Annotated in this window: 16 protein-coding genes; 3 read left to right on the top strand and 13 right to left on the bottom strand. The window is 52.4% G+C overall.

Going from position 1 to position 18779, the window contains the following annotated elements; translation table 11 throughout:
• The first annotated feature begins 46 nt into the window (after positions 1–46).
• The 3 genes from ACO064_RS01540 to ACO064_RS01530 all read left to right on the top strand — a co-directional run bounded on the left by ACO064_RS01540 (position 47) and on the right by ACO064_RS01530 (position 2440).
• Positions 47–1024 (top strand): XdhC family protein, encoded by a 978-nt coding sequence (locus ACO064_RS01540; RefSeq protein ID WP_421825665.1) that lies wholly within the window; start codon positions 47–49, stop codon positions 1022–1024.
• Positions 1021–1611: a nucleotidyltransferase family protein gene (locus ACO064_RS01535; protein WP_421825664.1), complete on the top strand. Its 591-nt coding sequence runs from the start codon at positions 1021–1023 to the stop codon at positions 1609–1611. The genes ACO064_RS01540 and ACO064_RS01535 overlap by 4 nt, the downstream gene beginning before the upstream one ends.
• Positions 1612–1867: 256 nt before the next feature.
• Positions 1868–2440 carry a dihydrofolate reductase family protein gene (locus ACO064_RS01530; RefSeq protein ID WP_421825663.1) on the top strand — a complete coding sequence of 191 codons (573 nt, stop codon included), beginning with the start codon at positions 1868–1870 and terminating at the stop codon, positions 2438–2440.
• Between the two features lie 36 nt (positions 2441–2476).
• On the opposite strand, the gene ACO064_RS01525 is transcribed toward ACO064_RS01530, so the two are convergent.
• From ACO064_RS01525 to ACO064_RS01465, 13 genes are all read right to left on the bottom strand, one after another.
• Positions 2477–4927, bottom strand: a complete 2451-nt coding sequence (locus ACO064_RS01525; RefSeq protein WP_421825662.1) for a carboxypeptidase regulatory-like domain-containing protein — start codon at positions 4925–4927, stop codon at positions 2477–2479.
• A gap of 38 nt (positions 4928–4965) precedes the next feature.
• Positions 4966–5751 (bottom strand): hypothetical protein, encoded by a 786-nt coding sequence (locus ACO064_RS01520; protein ID WP_421825661.1) that lies wholly within the window; start codon positions 5749–5751, stop codon positions 4966–4968.
• 206 nt (positions 5752–5957) lie between these two features.
• Positions 5958–6923, bottom strand: coding sequence for an AAA family ATPase (locus tag ACO064_RS01515; RefSeq protein ID WP_114409524.1), 966 nt, complete (start codon positions 6921–6923; stop codon positions 5958–5960).
• A gap of 201 nt (positions 6924–7124) precedes the next feature.
• A complete protein-coding gene (locus ACO064_RS01510; RefSeq protein WP_421825660.1) occupies positions 7125–8486 on the bottom strand; it encodes a foldase protein PrsA in 1362 nt (453 codons plus the stop codon).
• A gap of 100 nt (positions 8487–8586) precedes the next feature.
• Positions 8587–10920 (bottom strand): peptidylprolyl isomerase, encoded by a 2334-nt coding sequence (locus ACO064_RS01505; protein ID WP_421825659.1) that lies wholly within the window; start codon positions 10918–10920, stop codon positions 8587–8589.
• Positions 10921–10954: 34 nt separating this feature from the next.
• Positions 10955–11563 (bottom strand): hypothetical protein, encoded by a 609-nt coding sequence (locus tag ACO064_RS01500; protein WP_421825658.1) that lies wholly within the window; start codon positions 11561–11563, stop codon positions 10955–10957.
• An 82-nt stretch (positions 11564–11645) separates the two neighbouring features.
• On the bottom strand, positions 11646–11984 hold the full coding sequence (locus ACO064_RS01495; protein ID WP_421825657.1) for a n-acetylglutamate synthase: 339 nt from the start codon (positions 11982–11984) through the stop codon (positions 11646–11648).
• The gene (locus ACO064_RS01490; RefSeq protein ID WP_421825656.1) at positions 11984–13063 is read right to left on the bottom strand and encodes an agmatine deiminase family protein; all 1080 of its coding nucleotides are present in this window, start codon (positions 13061–13063) and stop codon (positions 11984–11986) included. Before ACO064_RS01490 ends, ACO064_RS01495 begins: the two co-directional genes overlap by 1 nt.
• A gap of 83 nt (positions 13064–13146) precedes the next feature.
• Positions 13147–13650, bottom strand: a complete 504-nt coding sequence (locus ACO064_RS01485) for a hypothetical protein (protein WP_421825655.1) — start codon at positions 13648–13650, stop codon at positions 13147–13149.
• Positions 13651–13767: 117 nt separating this feature from the next.
• Positions 13768–14802, bottom strand: coding sequence for a hypothetical protein (locus ACO064_RS01480; protein ID WP_421825654.1), 1035 nt, complete (start codon positions 14800–14802; stop codon positions 13768–13770).
• Between the two features lie 104 nt (positions 14803–14906).
• Positions 14907–15932, bottom strand: a complete 1026-nt coding sequence (locus ACO064_RS01475; protein WP_421825653.1) for a hypothetical protein — start codon at positions 15930–15932, stop codon at positions 14907–14909.
• 120 nt (positions 15933–16052) lie between these two features.
• Positions 16053–16784, bottom strand: coding sequence for a hypothetical protein (locus tag ACO064_RS01470; RefSeq protein WP_421825652.1), 732 nt, complete (start codon positions 16782–16784; stop codon positions 16053–16055).
• Positions 16785–17106: 322 nt separating this feature from the next.
• On the bottom strand, positions 17107–18777 hold the full coding sequence (locus ACO064_RS01465) for a hypothetical protein (protein WP_421825651.1): 1671 nt from the start codon (positions 18775–18777) through the stop codon (positions 17107–17109).
• Positions 18778–18779 lie beyond the last annotated feature (2 nt).

The following is an 18779-nucleotide window of genomic DNA, read 5'->3' as shown; positions in this document are numbered from 1 at the left end:
ATCGTTCATCATCGCACCGGCGACCCGGTCATCATTATTTAAGAACGTGATCAACGAATTTCAACAAATCATCCGGGCATACCGAAAAACCGACTTTAGCCAACGCAAAGCCGCTCTGGCGACCGTTGTGGGGCTGAGTGGTTCGGGCTACCGTCGGCCGGGTGCCCGCATGTACATCACCGACGACGGGCAGTGGATCGGGGCCATCAGTGGCGGCTGTCTGGAGGGCGACGCCCTGCGGAAAGCCCGTGAGGTGATGCAAACCCGGCAGGCCCGCCTGGTAACCTACGATACGTCCGACCCCGAGGGCGAAAATTTCGGCATCGGGCTGGGCTGCAATGGGGTGCTGGACGTCCTGATTCAATCCATCGACCCCGACGATTCGGAAAATCCGCTCGAAACCCTCGACCGCGTCATGCAGGAACGGCGGCCCTTAACCTTTGAAACCGCCCTGCCGGACGGCGCGGGTGTTTTTGTGGAGGAACTCAAACCGGACATTCAGTTGCTGGTTTTCGGGGGCGGGTACGATGCCGTACCGCTGGTGAAACTGGCGAAACAGATTGGCTGGCGCGTGGTGATCACCGACGACTGTGTGGCGCACCTGCAACCCCGGCGGTTTGGCGAAGCCGATGACATGATGGCTGTTCAGCGGCATGAAATCCGGCAGCAGATTCCGATCGACATCTACTCGGCAGCGGTGTTGATTTCTCATAATTTCAAATACGATAAGGCGGTTTTACAGGAATTGTTGCAAACCGAGATTCCCTACATCGGTTTGCTGGGTCCCAAAAAACGGGGGGATGCCTTGCTGGAAGACGTTCGCGATTTTGTTGCTCCGACGGATGAACAGCGGCTTTTCTGGCCCGTGGGCCTGGACGTCGGTGCCGATAACCCGCAGGAAATAGCCCTGTCGATTTTGGCCGAGATTCAGGCGGTTTTTCGCAGGACTTCCGCGCAACCGCTGAAATTCAAGAATGCACCCATCCACCAGCCGGTGCAGTCGATCAGCACTTCCGTAGAATGAACGTTGCCATCATCATATTAGCCGCCGGAACCTCTTCCCGGCTGAATAACCAACCCAAGCAACTGATTGAGTGGGAGGGGCGCACCCTGATCCGGCGGGTGGTCGAAACCGCCCTGTCGACGACGTTTCGGCCGGTCGTGGTAGTCGTCGGGGCGAACAAAAACCGGATCGCACCCGAACTGGAAGGGTTGCCCGTGACGATCATCGACAACCAGCACTGGCAGCAGGGCCTGTCGTCGTCGGTAAAAACCGGACTGGCGGCTGTGTATCTGACTCAGAAAGAGATTGATGCCGTGTTGTTTCTGCTCACCGATCAACCCCACGTCGATCGGGGATTATTACTGCAACTGGTGCAGGTTTACGAAGAAACCGGGAAAGGCATCGTGGCCTCCGGCTACGCCAACAGCCTAGGCGTTCCGGCGTTGTTCGATCGCAAATACATCAGTGAACTGCTCAGTCTGGAAGGCGATCAGGGTGCGAAATGGATCATCAAAAACCACCCGGACGACTGTGCCGAAGTGCCGTTTGAACCGGGAAGCATCGACCTGGATACGAGCCAGGATGTCGAGCGGTTTTTAGGATTGTGAGGTAGCCTTTGTCAGAAGAAAACCGCCTTTGTCGCAATCGCCCCGCTTTAAAGCCGCACCAGCAACCCATCTCTTTCAGTGGCACACCATATTTTTGTAAATAACCTTACAAGGACTTTCGCTTTCTGCCCTTAAATCCCCTAAAGGGGACTTGGACACGGCCTAATCCGGATGCTAAAAGTCCCCTTTAGGGGATTTAAGGGCAGAAAGCGAAAGTGTGATAGAATTATCAGACATAAGTCTTACTTACAAAAAGATGAGAAAACTAAAACTTCAGGTGCAAATGACCGTCGATGGTTTCATCGCGGGACCAACTGGCGAAATGGACTGGATGACGTTCGACTGGGATGATAATCTGAAAACGTATGTGGGCGGCATCACCGACCCGATTGACTGCATCGTGTTGGGACGCAAACTGGCAGAAGGGTTCATTCCTTACTGGGGGGGCGTGGCCGTAAATCCGGACGACCCGCAGGTTTCAGCCGGTATAAAATTTACCGAAACCCACAAAGTCGTGTTCACCAAAACCCTCGAAAAGTCCGAATGGGAAAATACGGTGTTAGCAAAAAACGATCTTGTTGACGAGATCAATGCGTTAAAAAAACAGGATGGTCAGGACATCATTGCCTACGGTGGGGCGACTTTTGTATCGGCACTCATCCAACACGATCTGATTGACGAATACCATTTGTTCATCAACCCAGCGGCCATCGGGAATGGAATGCCTATTTTCAAAGAAGTTGACGGCCGAAAAAATCTAAAACTAGTCAAGTCTACGGCTTTCGACTGCGGAATTGTTGTTCTTCATTACGAACCCAAACGGGGTTAGTGCACGCATCTTTTCTCTCTAATCTATCGTCTATATTTAAAAATCAACCCGGTAATAGAAGACCGGCAGGAAGCCCAGTTGGTATTCCTGTTTGATGAACGTGCCGTCGGGTTGGGGGGCATAGCTCAGGCTCAGAATGTTTTGAATGCCCAGCACATTGACAAAATCGACGGCAATGGTGTGCGTCAACCGGGTGCGGTTTAGTTTGTAGTCGACTTTCAAATCGAACCGGCGGTAGGCCGGAAACTGAAGGGTGTTGCGGTTGGCAGTCTGGTAAACGATGTCCTGAGCCGCTTTCGATTTGGCTTCATCGACCGGGCCATACCAGCGTCCGCCGATGGCCGTGAATTTGGCTCCCACACTCAACGTGTTTCGGCCGAGCGTAAATTCCTTCGCAAAAACGGCGTTGTAGGCATATTTTCCGTTGAAATCCGTATTCCGCAACACGCCGTCGGAACCTTTGTATTTGGCATCGAACAGTGAACCGGTCACCAGAAAGTAGTAGCCGTCGCTAAAAAACTTCTCCAGCGTCAGTTCCGCTCCATAGTTGCGGCCAGTTCCTTTATTCACCATCCGACCCGGAAAAACGCGGGAGAAACTCGCTCCGGTATTCAAAATGGAAAACGAACTGCTCTGCTCTTCGACCGGTACGTTGAACAATTTCTGGTAATACGCTTCCACTTTTAACCGCAGATTTCGTCCCAAAAGCCAGTCATACGAGGTGACGTAATGCCAGCTTTTGGTTAGCCCCAGATCCCGGCTGAATTGCCCGCCCGAGGGAGAAAGCTGTTGGTCGAATCGATAAAAGTAAATGTAGGTGGGCTGAATCTGACTGTGCAGCCCCACCGCAACGCTGAGTTTCTGGCGGTTGGGCAAATCCCAGGCCAGGCCGGCGCGGGGTTCAACGGGTGAAAAACTGTTTTGATTGAGTGAAAAATACAGGCTTGTCAAACCGGCGCTCAACGTCAGCCGGTCGGCCAGATTGACGCGCCATTGCACATAGGGCTGCACCAGCAAGGCGGCCTGTTGCGAATCCCAACGGGTTTGCCAGGGTGCCAACTGCGTCGGTAGATTGGGCAAAATTGTGACATTTCGGGCACTATCGACAAAATTGAAGCGATACACATCGGCGTTCAAGCCAGCTTTCAGCGTACTGCGTGAACTGAATTTGTGGTTAATCGACGCAGCTAAGGCGGTTTTGGTGTCGGCAAACCGGTAATCCAGCACCTTGGCCTGGCTCGTTATTTTGTACCGGTCGTTTTCGACCACCGGCCGACCGTCGGCACCGTTCTGAAAGAACAGATAGTTGTGATGAGCCAACTGCACATAGCCCGATTGGGCCAGTGTGGCGCGCAGAAATGTCCGGCGATTGAGCGGTTTTTCGTAGGTAGCTCCCACAACGCCCATGCGGGAGGTGTAATATTGATCGCGGTCGTTTTGGCCGTAAATATTTCGATCCGAGACTTTCTGTTCACTAATCAGTACGTCGATGGTGCTGGTGCCGGCAAATCCCCAGAAAGCCAGCCGGGCGTTTTTTTTCAGCGGAAAATTAAACCGGAACGAGGCATCCTGATAGGAAGGAACGGCCTGGGTTCCGATGTCGATACCGGCTTTATTGAACAGCCAGAGATTGGCGTAGCGGTAGGTCACAAAATACGAAGAGCCGGTTTTTTTGGAAAGCGGCCCTTCCAGCGCGGCTTCGGTGCCGAGGAAACCAAACTGAAGCGTTCGCTGGTGTTTTTCGTTGTTGCCATTGCGCAGGCGCAGGTCAAAAACACCGGCAATCCCGTTCCCAAATTCTGCCGGAAAGGCCCCCGTAAAAAAGTCGGAATTGGCCAGCATTTTGTTGCTGATGATGCTCACCGGCCCACCCGTGGTTCCCGAAACCGCAAAGTGGTTCGGGTTTGGAATGCTGACGCCCTCGACCCGCCAGAGAACACCGCCCGGCGAGTTCCCCCGGATGACGATGTCGTTGCGGGAGTCGTCGGCCCCCTGCACCCCGGCGAAATTAGACGCCATCCGGGCGGGTTCGCCCCGGCTTCCGGCATAGCGGTCGGCCTCATCGACGGTAAATTGCCGGGCCGAAACCACCGCCATTTCGTTGCGGGCGTCGCCGGTTCGCTGCGCCTTGACGGTGACGCTGGCCAGTTCGGTGATGGCTTCTTCCAGATCGACGTCCAGAATGGTTTCACGCCCTGCATCGACAATGATGTTGTTCAACAAAGCTTCTTTATAACCGATTCGGGTAATTCGGATGGTTCGACGACCAACCGGGACATTCGGAATGCGGTAACGTCCGGACGAATCCGTAAGGGCTCCGGCAGTGTTCCCGGTCGAATTCGTAGTCAGGATCTGAATGGTAACGTCGGATAAGGGGTATTTGGATTCCTTGTCGGATATTCGGCCCCGGACGGTTTGGGTGAGTGAAGATTGGGCGAAAGCAGAATGAATGCAAAAAAAGAAAAGCAGACTGGAAATGTATTTCATACGATCAATGGGTATTTCATCACAAAAGATAAAAAGGGTCACCGGAGGACTGATGGTAACAAGGCAAAAATAAGTAAACCCAAAACCGTTCCCAGCAAGGTTCTGCCGAACCGTCGACCTTCCCGTTTGCGTTCGGCCGTGGTCATTTGCTTATACGGTTTCATTTTTTTGTCGATTGCCCGGCCCAGGAAATAAAAACCGCCTGCCAGCATGCCCATCCCAAGTAAAATGACAAAAACCGCAGCAAAGCCCTGATTAGAACAAGCCAGCGAACAGGCCAGCCGACTGGACAGAATGAAAAGGGGAATACTGGCCAAAAACAGAAGAATATACGCAATTTTGGTTCCGGTCTGGGCTTTTTCCCGAACGACCAGATCAGGGTTTTGAGTTGAATTCAAACGCTGATTGGGCGTAAGTTGCGGCAGTGTATCCACTTTACTCGTTGCGGAATACGTAATGACACGCTCGCTGGCCACGCTGAATGACGGTTCCGGGTAGATTATGGTCCGGCCGCTGATGCCACCTGCTATTCCATAGGCCAGGAAGTTGATCAGAAACAAAACCGCATAGCTGTGTTTTTGAAACCAGAACCGCTCCGTCGAAACCAGATCCGGCAAGCGAAGGGCGATGTACCGCCTGAATTGAAACCACACCAAAACCAGTCCGCCCAGCAGAAACGACAGGTACCAGCCCGGCTGATCGGCCAGGAGCGAACTGCCCAGGAGCAGACCCAGAACGGCGTTCGTACACTCCGACAGGACAATCAGCCCGGCGGCCACTTTCGGATGTCGGCTGGCGAAAAGCGCCAGAGAGTTTAGGGTCATAGGGCAAGGGTGCGCGCAATTATGGCTCCAATTATCCACGGAAAAAGGCAATTAGAAGCTGCGGATAGCACGATCCGTCGATCAAGTTTGTAAATATTTCTTTATGATCCCGGTGAAAGTATGACAATTTACTAATCGGTCAAAAAAAAACGGTGCGGTTTCCCGTCTGGAAAACCGCACCGTAGTCAGAATAAAAAAAGTAATCCTTACAAAAGTCGTTTGATGAGTTGATCGACCGTAATACCCTCCGCTTCGGCTTTGAAGTTCCGGACGATGCGGTGACGGATGATGGGATAGGCAACGGCGCGCACATCTTCAATGTCCGGCGAATATTTACCGTTAAGCAGGGCATTGCATTTGGCCGCCAGAATCAGCGCCTGCGACGCCCGTGGACCCGCACCCCATTCCAGATACGTATTGGCATCCGGTGAACCCATTTCGGTATTCGGGCGGGTTTTATGCACCAGTTTGACGGCATATTCGACCACATTGTCAACCACCGGAACCCGACGCACCAGGTGTTGGAAGGCCAGCAGTTCGTCGCCCGACAAGACCTTTTGTACCTGGTATTTCGCGTCGTTGGTTGTTGACTTCACGATGTCCAGCTCCGACTGATACGAGGGATAGTCCAAAAAAACGTTGAACATAAACCGGTCCAACTGCGCTTCCGGCAGCGGATAGGTCCCTTCCTGCTCGATCGGGTTTTGGGTGGCCAGCACGAAGAACGGACGTTCGAGCGGGTATTTCTGTCCGGCAATGGTCACCGAGTATTCCTGCATGGCTTCCAGCAGGGCCGACTGCGTTTTGGGCGGAGTCCGGTTGATTTCATCCGCCAGAATGATGTTGGCAAAAACCGGCCCTTTGATGAATTTAAACCGTCGTTCCTGATCGAGGGTTTCGGAACCCAGAATGTCCGACGGCATTAAATCCGGCGTAAACTGAATCCGGTTGAAACTCAGGTCGAGGGCTCCAGCGATGGTCTGAATGAGCAGCGTTTTGGCGAGACCCGGAACGCCCACCAGCAGACAGTGTCCCTGGCAAAAAATGGCGGTCAACAAAAGCCGCACGGTTTCTTCCTGACCGATGACTACTTTCGAAATCTCACTCTTTAATCGTTTATATGCTTCATTCAGTGCTTCAGCAGCCTCAACGTCAGAATTATATTGTACCACAGGATAGAAGTTAAGAGTTAAGAATTAAATCAGGTTCGTATTAATTAAACATTTGAGCTAGTTGCCCCTAAATCCCGAAACGTCGGCCCGGCCTAAAGGGGATTTGGACTCGAAACCATCCACATCAAAAGTCCGGCAGCGGCCGACCGTCCTTTAGGGGATTTAGGGGCAGATGGCGAAAGGCTTTAACTCATAACTCTTCTAAGGTCCCTCGGTTTTTTGGGCACCTAGAATATTGCAGCTTCGGTATTCCGGATCTACATTGATGTAAACATCGCTGACGGCTTTTCGGAACCAGGCGTCGATGGCGGTGTTCTTTTTGTTCACCATCACAATGTTGGCAATCTTCTCGAAATCGTCCTTCAAACTGGCCGTGTGTGGGGCCACCTTCCGTTTGTAATACAGCAACCGTACGGCGCTTTTGCCATCTTCCAGCCGGTAATCCATGGGCGGGCTGACACTGCCGACTTTCATCGTATCCAAGGTCATGAACAGGGTGTAGTCCATATTCTGATCGTGGGGCATCAGCGTGCTGTTCGACTGCTGATCGCGAATGACGCCACCGGCATCAGCCGTCATTTTATCCTCGGAAAAGTCTTTGGCGGCTTTTTCAAACTTGATACTGTCGGCGACGATCAACGTCCGCAGGCTGTCTAGAAACCGGCGGGGTTCGGTCAGATCGAGCCGATTGTAGTCGGGCCGGAGCAGGATGTGACGGGCGTGGTATTCAGCCCCGCGCACTTCAATAAGCTGAATCAGGTGAAGACCAAATTCCGATTGAACAATGTCCGACATTTCGTTGGGTTTCAGCTTCATGGCCGCGCCCTCGAATTCGGCGACCATCGCCCCGCGTTTGGCAAAACCCAGGCTGCCACCTTTCTGGGCGGAACCGACGTCTTCAGAAAATTCGGTGGCTAGTTTGGCAAAATCTTCGCCTTTTTCAACGCGCTCCCGCAGGGCCAGCAGCCGCTTTTTCAATTCTTCGGTCTGTTCTTTGGTTACTTTGGCCAGACGCACAATGTGTCCGATTTCAACTTCGGCCGGGATGTAGGGCAGACTGTCTTTCGGAATACCGTTGAAAAACTTGCGGACCTCATTGGGGCTCACCTTCACATCGTCGGTGATTTTGGTCTGCATCCGTTGCCCCAGCATCTGTTCTTTCACTTCCGTCCGGAGTTCACTTTTCAAGGCTTCGATGCTTTTGCCGTAGGCTTCGACGAGGTTTTTTTCCGAACCAAACTGCTGAATCATGTACGACATCCGACCGTCCATCTGGTTTTCGATCAGCTTGTCGTCGACCGTGACGGAGTCAATTTCGGCTTTGGCCAACAGAACTTTCTGAACCACCAGACTTTCCAGAAGCTGGCAATCGGCCGGGGCTTTCTGATTCTGTTGTGCGTACGACTGCCGGGCCTGTTCCAGATCCGACTTTAGTACGTAGTAATTATCGATTTTCGCAATGATCTTGTTTAAACTGACTCCTTTCCCCTGCGAATAGGAGGGAGACGATACGGAAACGAGTAGCGCCGTTAGAACAAAGGAGGAGAGAAGGATTGATTTCATTAAGAACTTCATTCAGGTTTGTTATCCAATATTACGGATTTCGGAAGGATTTATTGATATGCCGAACCGGTGAATCTGTTAAATGATGTTAAGAAATAGTCTATTTAGCCAGCTTACGTACCTCTTCTTCGTTCATTTGCACCGGATACTGTTGCCTGAGCCGGTCGAGCCACTGTTTTTCCAAAACCGCCTGGTAGTCGTTGATCACTGCCCCCCGCGCTTCATCGAAGGTTTTCAACCGGGGCGGATCGATCTGGTCGATCTTGATGAGTGCTACTTTGCCATCGCGCCGGATGGTAGTCGTTCCCGGTTGCCAGGCAACGGCGTCGAGGAAAGGGTTGGCTCCTTTGGCAAAAATCCCTTCCGTCAGCTTGACGGCGCCCGGTTGTCTGGCATTCAGAATCTTCTCCACATCTTCTTTAGACGTCGAAAACAACTGGAAGGTCACACGCCGGGCCTTCTCATTTTTGCCCGCTCCGGTGGCTGGGCCGGGCCGGAATTTTCCGTAATCTTTTTCCATAATCCGGACAATCGGAATGCGGTTGGCCGTCAGGAAATTCACCACCGTCCGAATCCGGCTTGCCGAAACCGTATCCCGTTCCGTGGCATCGGCCGATCCGGAAACCTCCACGAGGTAGTCGGGGTTTTTGATCATTAACACCAATAAATCAAACAGCGTTTCCCGCTGCTTGGTGGTCAGCGCACTTTGATTGACGCCGTAGTTCAGTTCTTCGACCGACCGCCGGAGCTGGTAGGGGCTTTTCGCCAGCATTTCCGACGCCTGTTTGAGCATGTCGTCGTTCGGAACTTCCAGAATCGATGCCGCAGCCCGCTGGTCGTAGCGGTATTTTTCCTTGTGAGCGTCGTAGTAAGCCCGTTGGCCGACCGAATCGACCAGTGATTTTTCCCAGACGTTGATTTCCATTACCTGCGACAGCAGAACGCCGTCGCGGATGTCGTTCATCAGCGAGCGGAATTCCGGGTATTTCTTTTCCAGCGCGGCCTCTTCCTGTTCAATCACTTTATCATCGACAAACCGCCGGAACAACCGCTCCATCTGCACCCGCGCCGACGAGCTTGGGTCTTTGCGGGGCTGCTGACGGCGCACCACGGTCTCCAGAAATTCATTCGCGGTATACGGTTGTTTGTTGACCAGCACAATCGGTTTTTTTTCAATGGCTGCGTCCAGCGTTGCCGGCAGTTTCCATTTCCCCGTCAGCAAACTGCTGTCGGCCATGGTGAGGGTTTTGGCCAGCACGTCGGGTGATTCGGTCACAGAGTACGTTTTCCGAAGTCGCTGCACCAGTGCCTGCCGCACGACTTCGGCCCGGGTGTCGGTCACCACTTTCTGCCGCAAGGCCCCGGCCATCGATTCAAACGATTCCAGCGGTTGCCGTTCGATCAACCGCACAATGTGCCAGCCGTAGTTGGTTTGAAACGGTTTGGAATAACTGCCGGGTTTCGACAGCCCATAGGCGGCTTCCTCGAACGGTTGCACCATCTGGCCAACACCAAAGACGGGCAAAAGTCCGCCGGTGTTGCGGGATTCCCGGTCGTCCGAAAATTCTTTCACCAGCATGTCGAACGGCTCACCTTTTTCCAGGCGGCTGTAGGCTTCGTCGATGCGGTTTTTGGCGGCCCGCTGGCCTTCGTCACCCCCGCCGGATGTGGTTGCGCTGGGGCTGATCCGCACCAGGATGTGCGCGACGTGAATCTTGCCCCGGTTGGCCCGCTTGTCCAACACTTTCACGAGGTGATAGCCTGACCGCGACCGTATTGGTGCCGAAACACCACCGACGGGCGTGGCATAAGCGGCCAGTTCGAGTGGATAAACGACCTGAAAAGCCGTTAAATAACCCAGGTTGCCGCCGTTCATGGCGGCCGTGGGATCTTTGGAGTATTGCCGGGCGGCCGTTGAAAAATCAGTACCGGCCAGAATCTGTTTCCGAACATCGAGCGCCTGATTGTAAGCGGCCAGGGTGTCGGCCGGGGCCGCATCCTCAGCCACGGCAAACAGGATGTGCGAAATGTTTACTTCTTCCTTTAAATGTTGGTAAGCTTCCGCCGTCAGGTGTTCAATGACCTCTTTATCATTGAGATACGATTGCGCCAGTTGTTTCCGGTAGGTGGCAATTTCTTCCCGGAAACCTTCCGTGGTGTCGCGCCCTTCCTGTTCGGCGGCCATCACTTTCAGTTTCAGGTTGGTGAATAAATCGATGTATTCGCGCAAATCCGTCCGGCGGGCCGAATCGCCATTGATTTGATTTTTGGTAAACGACTGAAAAAACTCGTCGGTAGTGAATGACTTGTTGCCCAGTTTCAAAATAACCGGTTCGGGTGCTTTAGTAACGACGGGTGCCGAGGATTTGCAGCCTGCCAGCAGACAGAGCAACACGATACCGGGCACTTTTTGTGAAATACGGTTTGAAGTCAAAACAGATATGAATTAGAATCGGTTATCTACTTTTTTAACGACTGGAAGCGGGCTTTATTTTTATTCTTCTGAGCCGAATGTCATAGTCGACCTGGTATTCAAACGAATCGCGCAGGTGTCGTCCCGAAAACCGGGCCGGTACGTGCATTGCCGTCTCCTTCTTTTGGCGGTCGTTGCTGCTGTCCCGCAATTCGACGCTGCTTTGTCCCAGAACATCGTCCTTATCCAGCCGGTCGGTCAACTGAACGCCCATTCCGGCGGCTGCCAGGGCCGTAGTAACGTATTTCAGGGGTGTCAGCAGTTCGGCGCCAATCTCGAAAAAGCCGACTGGCACCTGAATCCAGCCGTTGATGTCACGAACGCGTTTGATCCATTGCTGGGCCTGGCTGTAGTCATCGACTTCGATCAGCAAAAGGGACGCAACAACCTTGCCGCCTTTCGGCATGGACACCTGCACAGGAGCCTGATTTTCAAAGGACAAAACCGCCCCTTTCTGAACCTTTTCTACACCCCAGGCGCTGGAAGCCACCCCCACCAGGCGGTTTTTACTATCGAATGCCGTGAGCGACCACGTCATCATCAGCTCGTCTTTTCGCGTTAGCGTCTCTTCCAGATTGACCGCTTTAAGCTGACTCAGTTTCATTTCCGCCGTGAGTGGTTTTTGACTGGAGCAAGCGGTAACAAATAGGATACCAAATAAATACAGAAATTTCATGCGAGATTGATCAGGCCATTTCTTCAATAACCGACGCGCCTTCCGAGCCATCGCCGTTGGTCCATCGCCAGCTTTCGTGCAGCCGGATGCGACCGTCGGGTAGTATTTCTGGCGTAGAACGACAGACACCGGTCCGGAAGTCTCCGTCCGTATTCAAATGCTGATACACCATATCCAGTTCCCCGTCGGTCAGCACTTTTGCGACGAGAAACCCTTTTACCACCGATCCGCCCCGGTATTCGGCCCAGACCACCTCGCCCTCCTGGTGGTACCAGAACGTCGTTGCGGCACTTACTTCCCCGTTGTCGGTATTGGCAACCGAGCCAAAGATCTTCTTGTCGTACTGCATCAGTCGATGGTTGGTTCCTGCTGGCTCAGGCAATGGAAGGTGCCTAACCCCCACACGATTTCGGTTGCGTCGATGCCCACTACCTTTCGGGTAGGGAAGCAGCCGGTAAGAATATCGAGGGCCGTCTGGTCTTTGTCGCAGCGGAAAGTTGGAACGATGACGGAGCCGTTGGAAATGTAAAAATTGGCGTAGGAAGCCGGTAACCGCTGACCTTCACTTATGACCGGGTCGGGCATGGGCAACTCGATGATGTTCAGTTGCTTGCCGTTGAGTAATCGCATGGCTTTCACCTCCTGATGAATTTCCTGCAAAAACGGATAGTTCTCGTCGTTGGGATTGTTTTCGGTCGCCACCACCACCGTGTCTTCGTTGACAAACCGGACGGTATCGTCGATGTGTCCGTCCGTATCGTCGCCAACAATGCCTTCTTCCACCCACAACACCTGCTGAACGCCGTAATAATCGCACAGATACTGTTCAATCTGGGCCTGAGTCAGGTGTGAGTTTCGGTTTTGATTCAACAGACACGCCCGGCTGGTCAGAACCGTGCCTTTGCCGTTAAACTCGACCGCGCCCCCTTCCATGACAATGCCCGGATTGACGTACGGCAAGTGCCGGTAATGCGCAATTTCGACCGGAATCAGGCCATCGCGTTCGTACGGCGGATACTTTCCACCCCAGGCGTTGTATTCCCAGTTGACGATGATTTTTTCCTTCGATACGGGATTGATCAGGAAAGCCGGGCCGTGGTCGCGGCACCAGGAATCGTTGGTCGGGTGGGGCAGAAGGGTCACTTTTTCCAGATCGATTCCTGCCATTAACAGCCGCATTTTGGCGGTTTGAATGACGGTCTCGTTGTGGGCGTTGATGCATACCTGCTCACTTTCGCTGATGGCCCGGATAAACTCCAGGTAAGCCGGAAACATCAATTCCTGTCGCTCGTTCGACCACGAGGCTTCGGTATGCGGCCAACTGAGCCAGGTTGCGACGTGCTGATGCCATTCGGCCGGGAAGAAAAAACCGTTCTGAGCCGGAATGAAATGCGGGTTTGACGAATGATATTCGGTATGTATATTCATGTAATTTTTGCTATCACACCACAAAACTACAAAATTATGGATGACTCAACTCATGAATGAACAGCTTCCAAAAATGGACTGAGCTAAAACAGCTTGCTCCAGGCGAAACGAACGAGCAGCAGCAGCCCGACGAAGCCAACCAAAATGTAGGTAAAGGGAATATAAGTGACGGCGTAGATTCTTAGCCGATCCACAAACCAGAGAATGCCGATGAGGGCCGCAATGAGCGTCATGAAGCCCGACAGTTTGCCGAAACCGGGGATGTAGGCGAAGGGCAGTTTGCGTTTGATGAGCATTAGCGTGGCCACCATCGTCAGCACCGGCAACACCTGCGTGACCAGGTTCATCCGCCAGATGCTTTGCCGTTCGAAGAGGAACAGATAGACGTTTAATGTAAAGGCAAAAATGCCGGGAATACAGGCCAGGTACACCAGCGTCGCGTATACAAACCGCCACCGCCAGATCTCCTCCGCCTTCTCGCCCGACCACATATTGACGACAAACGCCAGCGCCGGAACGGCCAGCAGAAAAACCGCAAAGAGAGCTGGGTTGGCAGAAACGGAGTCGAAGAAATCCTGTAGTGTCATTTTGAAGTAGTTATTACACAGAGATGATCAGAGGAAATCAGGGTTAATCAGAGTATCTTTTGATAAAAACTTCTCTGATTAACCCTGATTTCCTCTGATCATCTCTGTGTAATAACCTTATAAAGTCAGCAGATAACCAATCGTAAAGTTTGCATCCCAGTCGAAAACGAACTGGTCGCAGTTGGTGCCGTCGGCGATGGCCTTATAGATGTTGACACCGGCTTTGGTTTTGGCCTCACCGGATGTATACGCCGAAGGCGCATTCAAAACCGTGTAGCGTTCCTTGCCGTTCCGAACCTGCTTGGCCAACTCGAAAGGAACCCCGCCAATGATGAAACACGTCTTGCGATTGGCCGCCGGAATTTTTTCGGAAAGGGTTTTCACCTCGTTGTACACTTTGGTATCATCGTCGCCATTCTGGAAATATTTGGCACCGGGGCCTTCCAGCGCAGTGGTTTTCCCACCGTCTTTCCACGAAATCTTGGTGTTTCCGGAGCCGATATCCACCACAAAACCGTTGCTTTCAAAGTCTTTCGGCAAAACCGACCGCAGTGCCAGACGACCTTCCTGCTCGGCGGTTACGGTATTGACCACGTAATTGAGAGACTTCAGCGCCTTGATGATTTTCTGGGTATTATCGGCTTTCACCGCTCCCGAGCTAACGACAAAATGAATATCACGTCCGGCAACCCCGTAGTTCAGCATCTGGGATATGTATTTTTTCAACCCTTCGCGAACGTCCTGGTCGGTGGCCATATTTTCCAGTACCAGGCTATTCCCAAATTCGGATTTCTCCAGTTTCCAGGCTTTCTGGGCATCAACCGTAATGATGAAGGAGTTAAAACCGCTGGCCCCCAATTCCACGACGCCTTTCAGTTTGCCGTTTTGCGGGGCTGGCGGGGTATAGTTGAACGTGGGACGCGAACCGGCTTCGTCGGTTGCTTCCGTATCGGCGGGTTTGGCGCTTTCTTCGGATGTCGCTTCCGAAGAGGCCGATGGCATCGATGGCGAGTCGGAGGTTTGTTGTGCGGTTTCTTTTGGCGCTAGTTTTTTCAGTAAATCGACTCCACCGATGTATTTAAAACCAAAGTAGATAGCGGCCAGGATCAGGGCCGTAATAAGGAGCCTTCCGGCTACGGTTAAGCGTTGCATGGGGTTAAATTTTAAATGAGTGAATGAGTGAATGATTGAATGAATGAGTGAAGGATCAGGATGGTGTAAAATATTCACTCATTCAATCATTCACTCATTCAAAATTAATCCAAAAGACTCCGATACCCATTGTCTTTCGGCGGATTGACTTGCCGATTGGCGGGTGTGGCCGGGGGGGCTTCGTCCAGCTTGATGATTTTGAATTCACCGTGGTTGTAGGCTTCCAGCAAAGCCTGGCCTTTATCCGAAAGAATCCCGTTCTGGATGTCGACCGAGTTGATGAAGTCCATCGACATGTCCATGGCCCGCTTCATTTCGCCGAGCTTTTTGCTCATGTCGTCCTGAATGTACTCCATCGACTCGTCGAAGTAAAACTTCTTGTCGGGGTCGCCTTTAAAGATGCTGATGGCCGTCCGGAGCGCGTTGGAGCTTTCCTTGACGATCTGATATTCAGCTTCTTTCAGTTTGACCTTGATCTCGGTTTCCTTGATGATGTAGTCGGCGCTTTTGTTCACTTTCTCCATGAATTCCAGCACCGTCCGCATGTTGCGCTGCAGCGGTTGCAGTTTTTCGTTCATTTCCTGCAAACCGGCACCTTCGATGGTGGCGAGTTGGGCGGCTTCCCGCATACCGGGCCGGTCGGTCATGGCATTGGCTTTGTTGGCTTCGGCAAACTTCTGCTTGATGACCTCGTTGTTCTCGGTAATTTTCCGGTTCAGTTTCACCAGTTGTCCCGCCAGCGTGTCGATTTGTCCCTGCATACTGCGACGTTTGTCTTTCAGGTCATTGACGTAAATTTTCATGATCGCAATCGGATCAAGCTGAATCACGAGACCCGTCAATTTCCGCATCAGTGTTTTGTAAAGGAAGAAAACCGCCGTCCGCACATCCTTGCTCGTAAAGAGAAAGATCAGGAAGCCCAGAACGGCCAGCAGACCCGCCAGATACAGTGTATTTTCGGTAACCTTGATCAGAAATTCAACGATCCGGTTAAAGTATACCAGTCCCATGGCACCGATGGCGGCCAGAAAAAACAGCCCCGCGATGCCTTCCGGGCGGCTCCAGAACGAACGTTTGTCGCCGTCCTCGGTTCGGCCACCCACTTGTGAAAAATCAGGAGTTGATGCCATTGTTAAGTGTAAGGTTTATTGTTTAACGATCATTCGGTTTCCGGTTTTCAGTTTATGGTATTCGGTTGAGAGAATCAGGCGTTAGCCAACCGAAAACTATAAACCGAAAACCGGAAACCCTTATTTAATATACTCCCCCAGTTTTAGCAAATCCCGCTTGATCTGGCCGACGAAAACGGCCAGTGTCGCTTCGTAATTGCTTTGATTTTGGGTAATTTTCTGTCGTTGTTCGTTTAATTCCCCGCCGATTTTGGCCAGCCGTTCCGTATTGGCGTCCATTTTTCGCTGAAGTTCCAGCATCTGTTTAGCCAGTTGCTCATTCTCTGATTGCAATTGTTTCTGCTCGTTGGACAAACCGCCGACTTTTTCGGTCAGGGCTTCCTCCACGGTTTTCGAAAAGGCCTGCTGGTCGTTGTTCAGGGCCGTCAGATACTGGTTGGCCGAACTGACCAGACCGGCCACATTCGCCGATCCACCCATCGCCTTGAAGCTGGCCCAGGCCGCCTGATACTGCTGGTCTTCACTCAGATTGAGATTCGTCAGGTTTTTCAGCGTTTCCCGAAACTCGAAATAATCGGGACCGGGCTGGTTGGCTTTCGACAGCACAGCCGCGAAATGATCGACAAACTTCGTGTCGACTGCTCCCTCGGGCACCGTTGACGAAGCGGTTGGTTCACGTACCGTTGCGACCGGAACCGGGGCAACCGGCGGAGTCGGCACAGAACCCGGGTTGGGTTGACTCTGCGAAGGAACGATAATCGGCTTACCCGTCGTTGATTCTTCTTTTATAAAAAGATTCAGGAGTTTTTTTCCGAAGCCCTCCAGCCCGGAACTGGTTTCTTGTTCTGCCATCTTGTGTTAGGTTAAAACGTATCGTTCTTGCCGATGAAAGACGGAACAATATTAGATGGGCGCAAGATGATAAAATAACCGTTTTAAGCCAAACGGTTTACTGATGGCCTGTAAGGATAAAAACCGGGCCGAACTTTATGGTTCGACATAATTCACCAGTTTTTATCGTCAGGAGTTATGTCTGATAATTTTATCACACTTTCTCTTTTTGCCCCTGAATCCCCTAAAGGGGACTTTAGCATCCGGATTAAGCCGTGTCCAAGTCCCCTTTAGGGGATTCAGGGGCAAAAAGAGAAAGGCCTAATCGTAATGCAGAAGAGAATCAGGCTTTCTTTTGTTTTACAGTAACTTTCTTTGGACTCCCGGCGGCTTTCTTCCGGCTTCCGGCATCACCCGACATGGTGGCCCGACCCAGAAAGATTTCATCGCCTTTCAGATTAATGGTCGTATAAAACTGGTACCCGTCCTGAATGTATCGCACCAGCACCTGCTCGCGCTGGTCTGCTTTTCCGTAGGGTTGGGTTGCCGCCACCAGAATTTGATTCCCGTTCACGATGGCTCTGACAAACGGCACATTGTTGGTTTTTAGCTGATTGGCAGTATACTTATACCAGGTTTTTCCGCCGTCGACGGAGCATTCGGTTTGGTCGTTCAGGTATTTTTCGCGGCCATTGAAAAGGTCGCCGTGGTGTTTGAACAACCGCCAGAGGCCGTGAATGTAGTGTTCGTAGCAGGCATACACCCGGTCGTTGCCCAGACCCTGCTGATTCACATCCGCCGGGGTAGGCTGGTCGGGTTTCAGATCCGTCGCATCATCCCAGAACATCACTCCATAGGCCCCCGTAAACCAGTAAAAAACCGCAATTCCCTCAGCAACGGCCGGGGGAGCCGCATTTTTCGCTTTTTCGCTGTTGGGGAATTCACTGCTCTGGGTATTGAAAAGCCACTGCCAGGCAATGCGTTTCTTGGGCGAAAGCCGGGCGTTGACCTCCTGCTCGTGCAACAACGCACCCAGCCAATGGCGGGCACCATCGTCGCTGTGGGGAATGGAATAATCGAAATCCGGGAACATGTAGTACGTGCCTGGCATCTGAAAATCAATGTAGTCGGAAAAGGTTTTGCCAACAATCTCGTCGGGCATTCCGCGTTGGCGTGAGGTGGCTGTATGCCGGGCAGGCATGGCCCACAGCCATTCCGGGGAGCCCTTGTATTCGCGGGCGCGGGAATACCCGTAGCCGTTAAGCGGAACCGGGGCAATGGATCCGATTTCGGTATAGGGACTGATCCACTCCTGGAGCGACTTCACCATAAACACGTAGAGATTGACCTGTTCCTGCCGGTTTAAAACATTGCCAACGCCTTCATTCTCAATATCAAAAAAAATTTTTCCGTAGGTGTTTAATTTAGTGTTTGGGTTACAATCGCCAAAATTTTCGCATTCCCCGTTGAGTTCCTGCATGGCGGTATAGACACTATTTTTAAATCCCTGGTCACCCCACGGACGCTTGTACCAGGTTTCCGGTGCTTTATCACCCGACCGCGACCATTCGATGTTAAAGGGTGCTCCGGCCATGTAGCCCTGCCCAATGGTCAGTGCCCGTTGCGACGGTTTCAGCCGACTGGTCCAGCCTTGGGGTTTGGGATTCCATTCACTGCGGTATTCGTCCGGCGACATCCGGGTTTTGTCGACAGACGAAAAGCCCCGGCGGAACAGCTTCGACCAATCCTGCTCGACATGCAGATTGCGCCCGGCACCGCTGAACGTCACGGTTTTGGTGGCGGGGAGCGTGAAATCCCCGACAACATCCGGATTCCAGTAGCCTTTGCGGGTGGTGGGAGTAAAGGATTGCCGGGGCGTTGGGGTCAAGGCGGTTTGGGCGGGTAAGGCACCCTGATGGGGCACGATGACCGGCTCGGGGCCACTGATTGAACGATTGTACCATAAACCGAACCCGGCTAGTGCAACTACTAAAGAAATCAGAAAAAGCTTCATAC

Origin of the sequence: Larkinella sp. (genome assembly GCF_965227735.1) — a bacterium.
GTDB lineage: Bacteria > Bacteroidota > Bacteroidia > Cytophagales > Spirosomataceae > Larkinella.
This window is presented reverse-complemented; position numbering and strand designations above follow the sequence as displayed.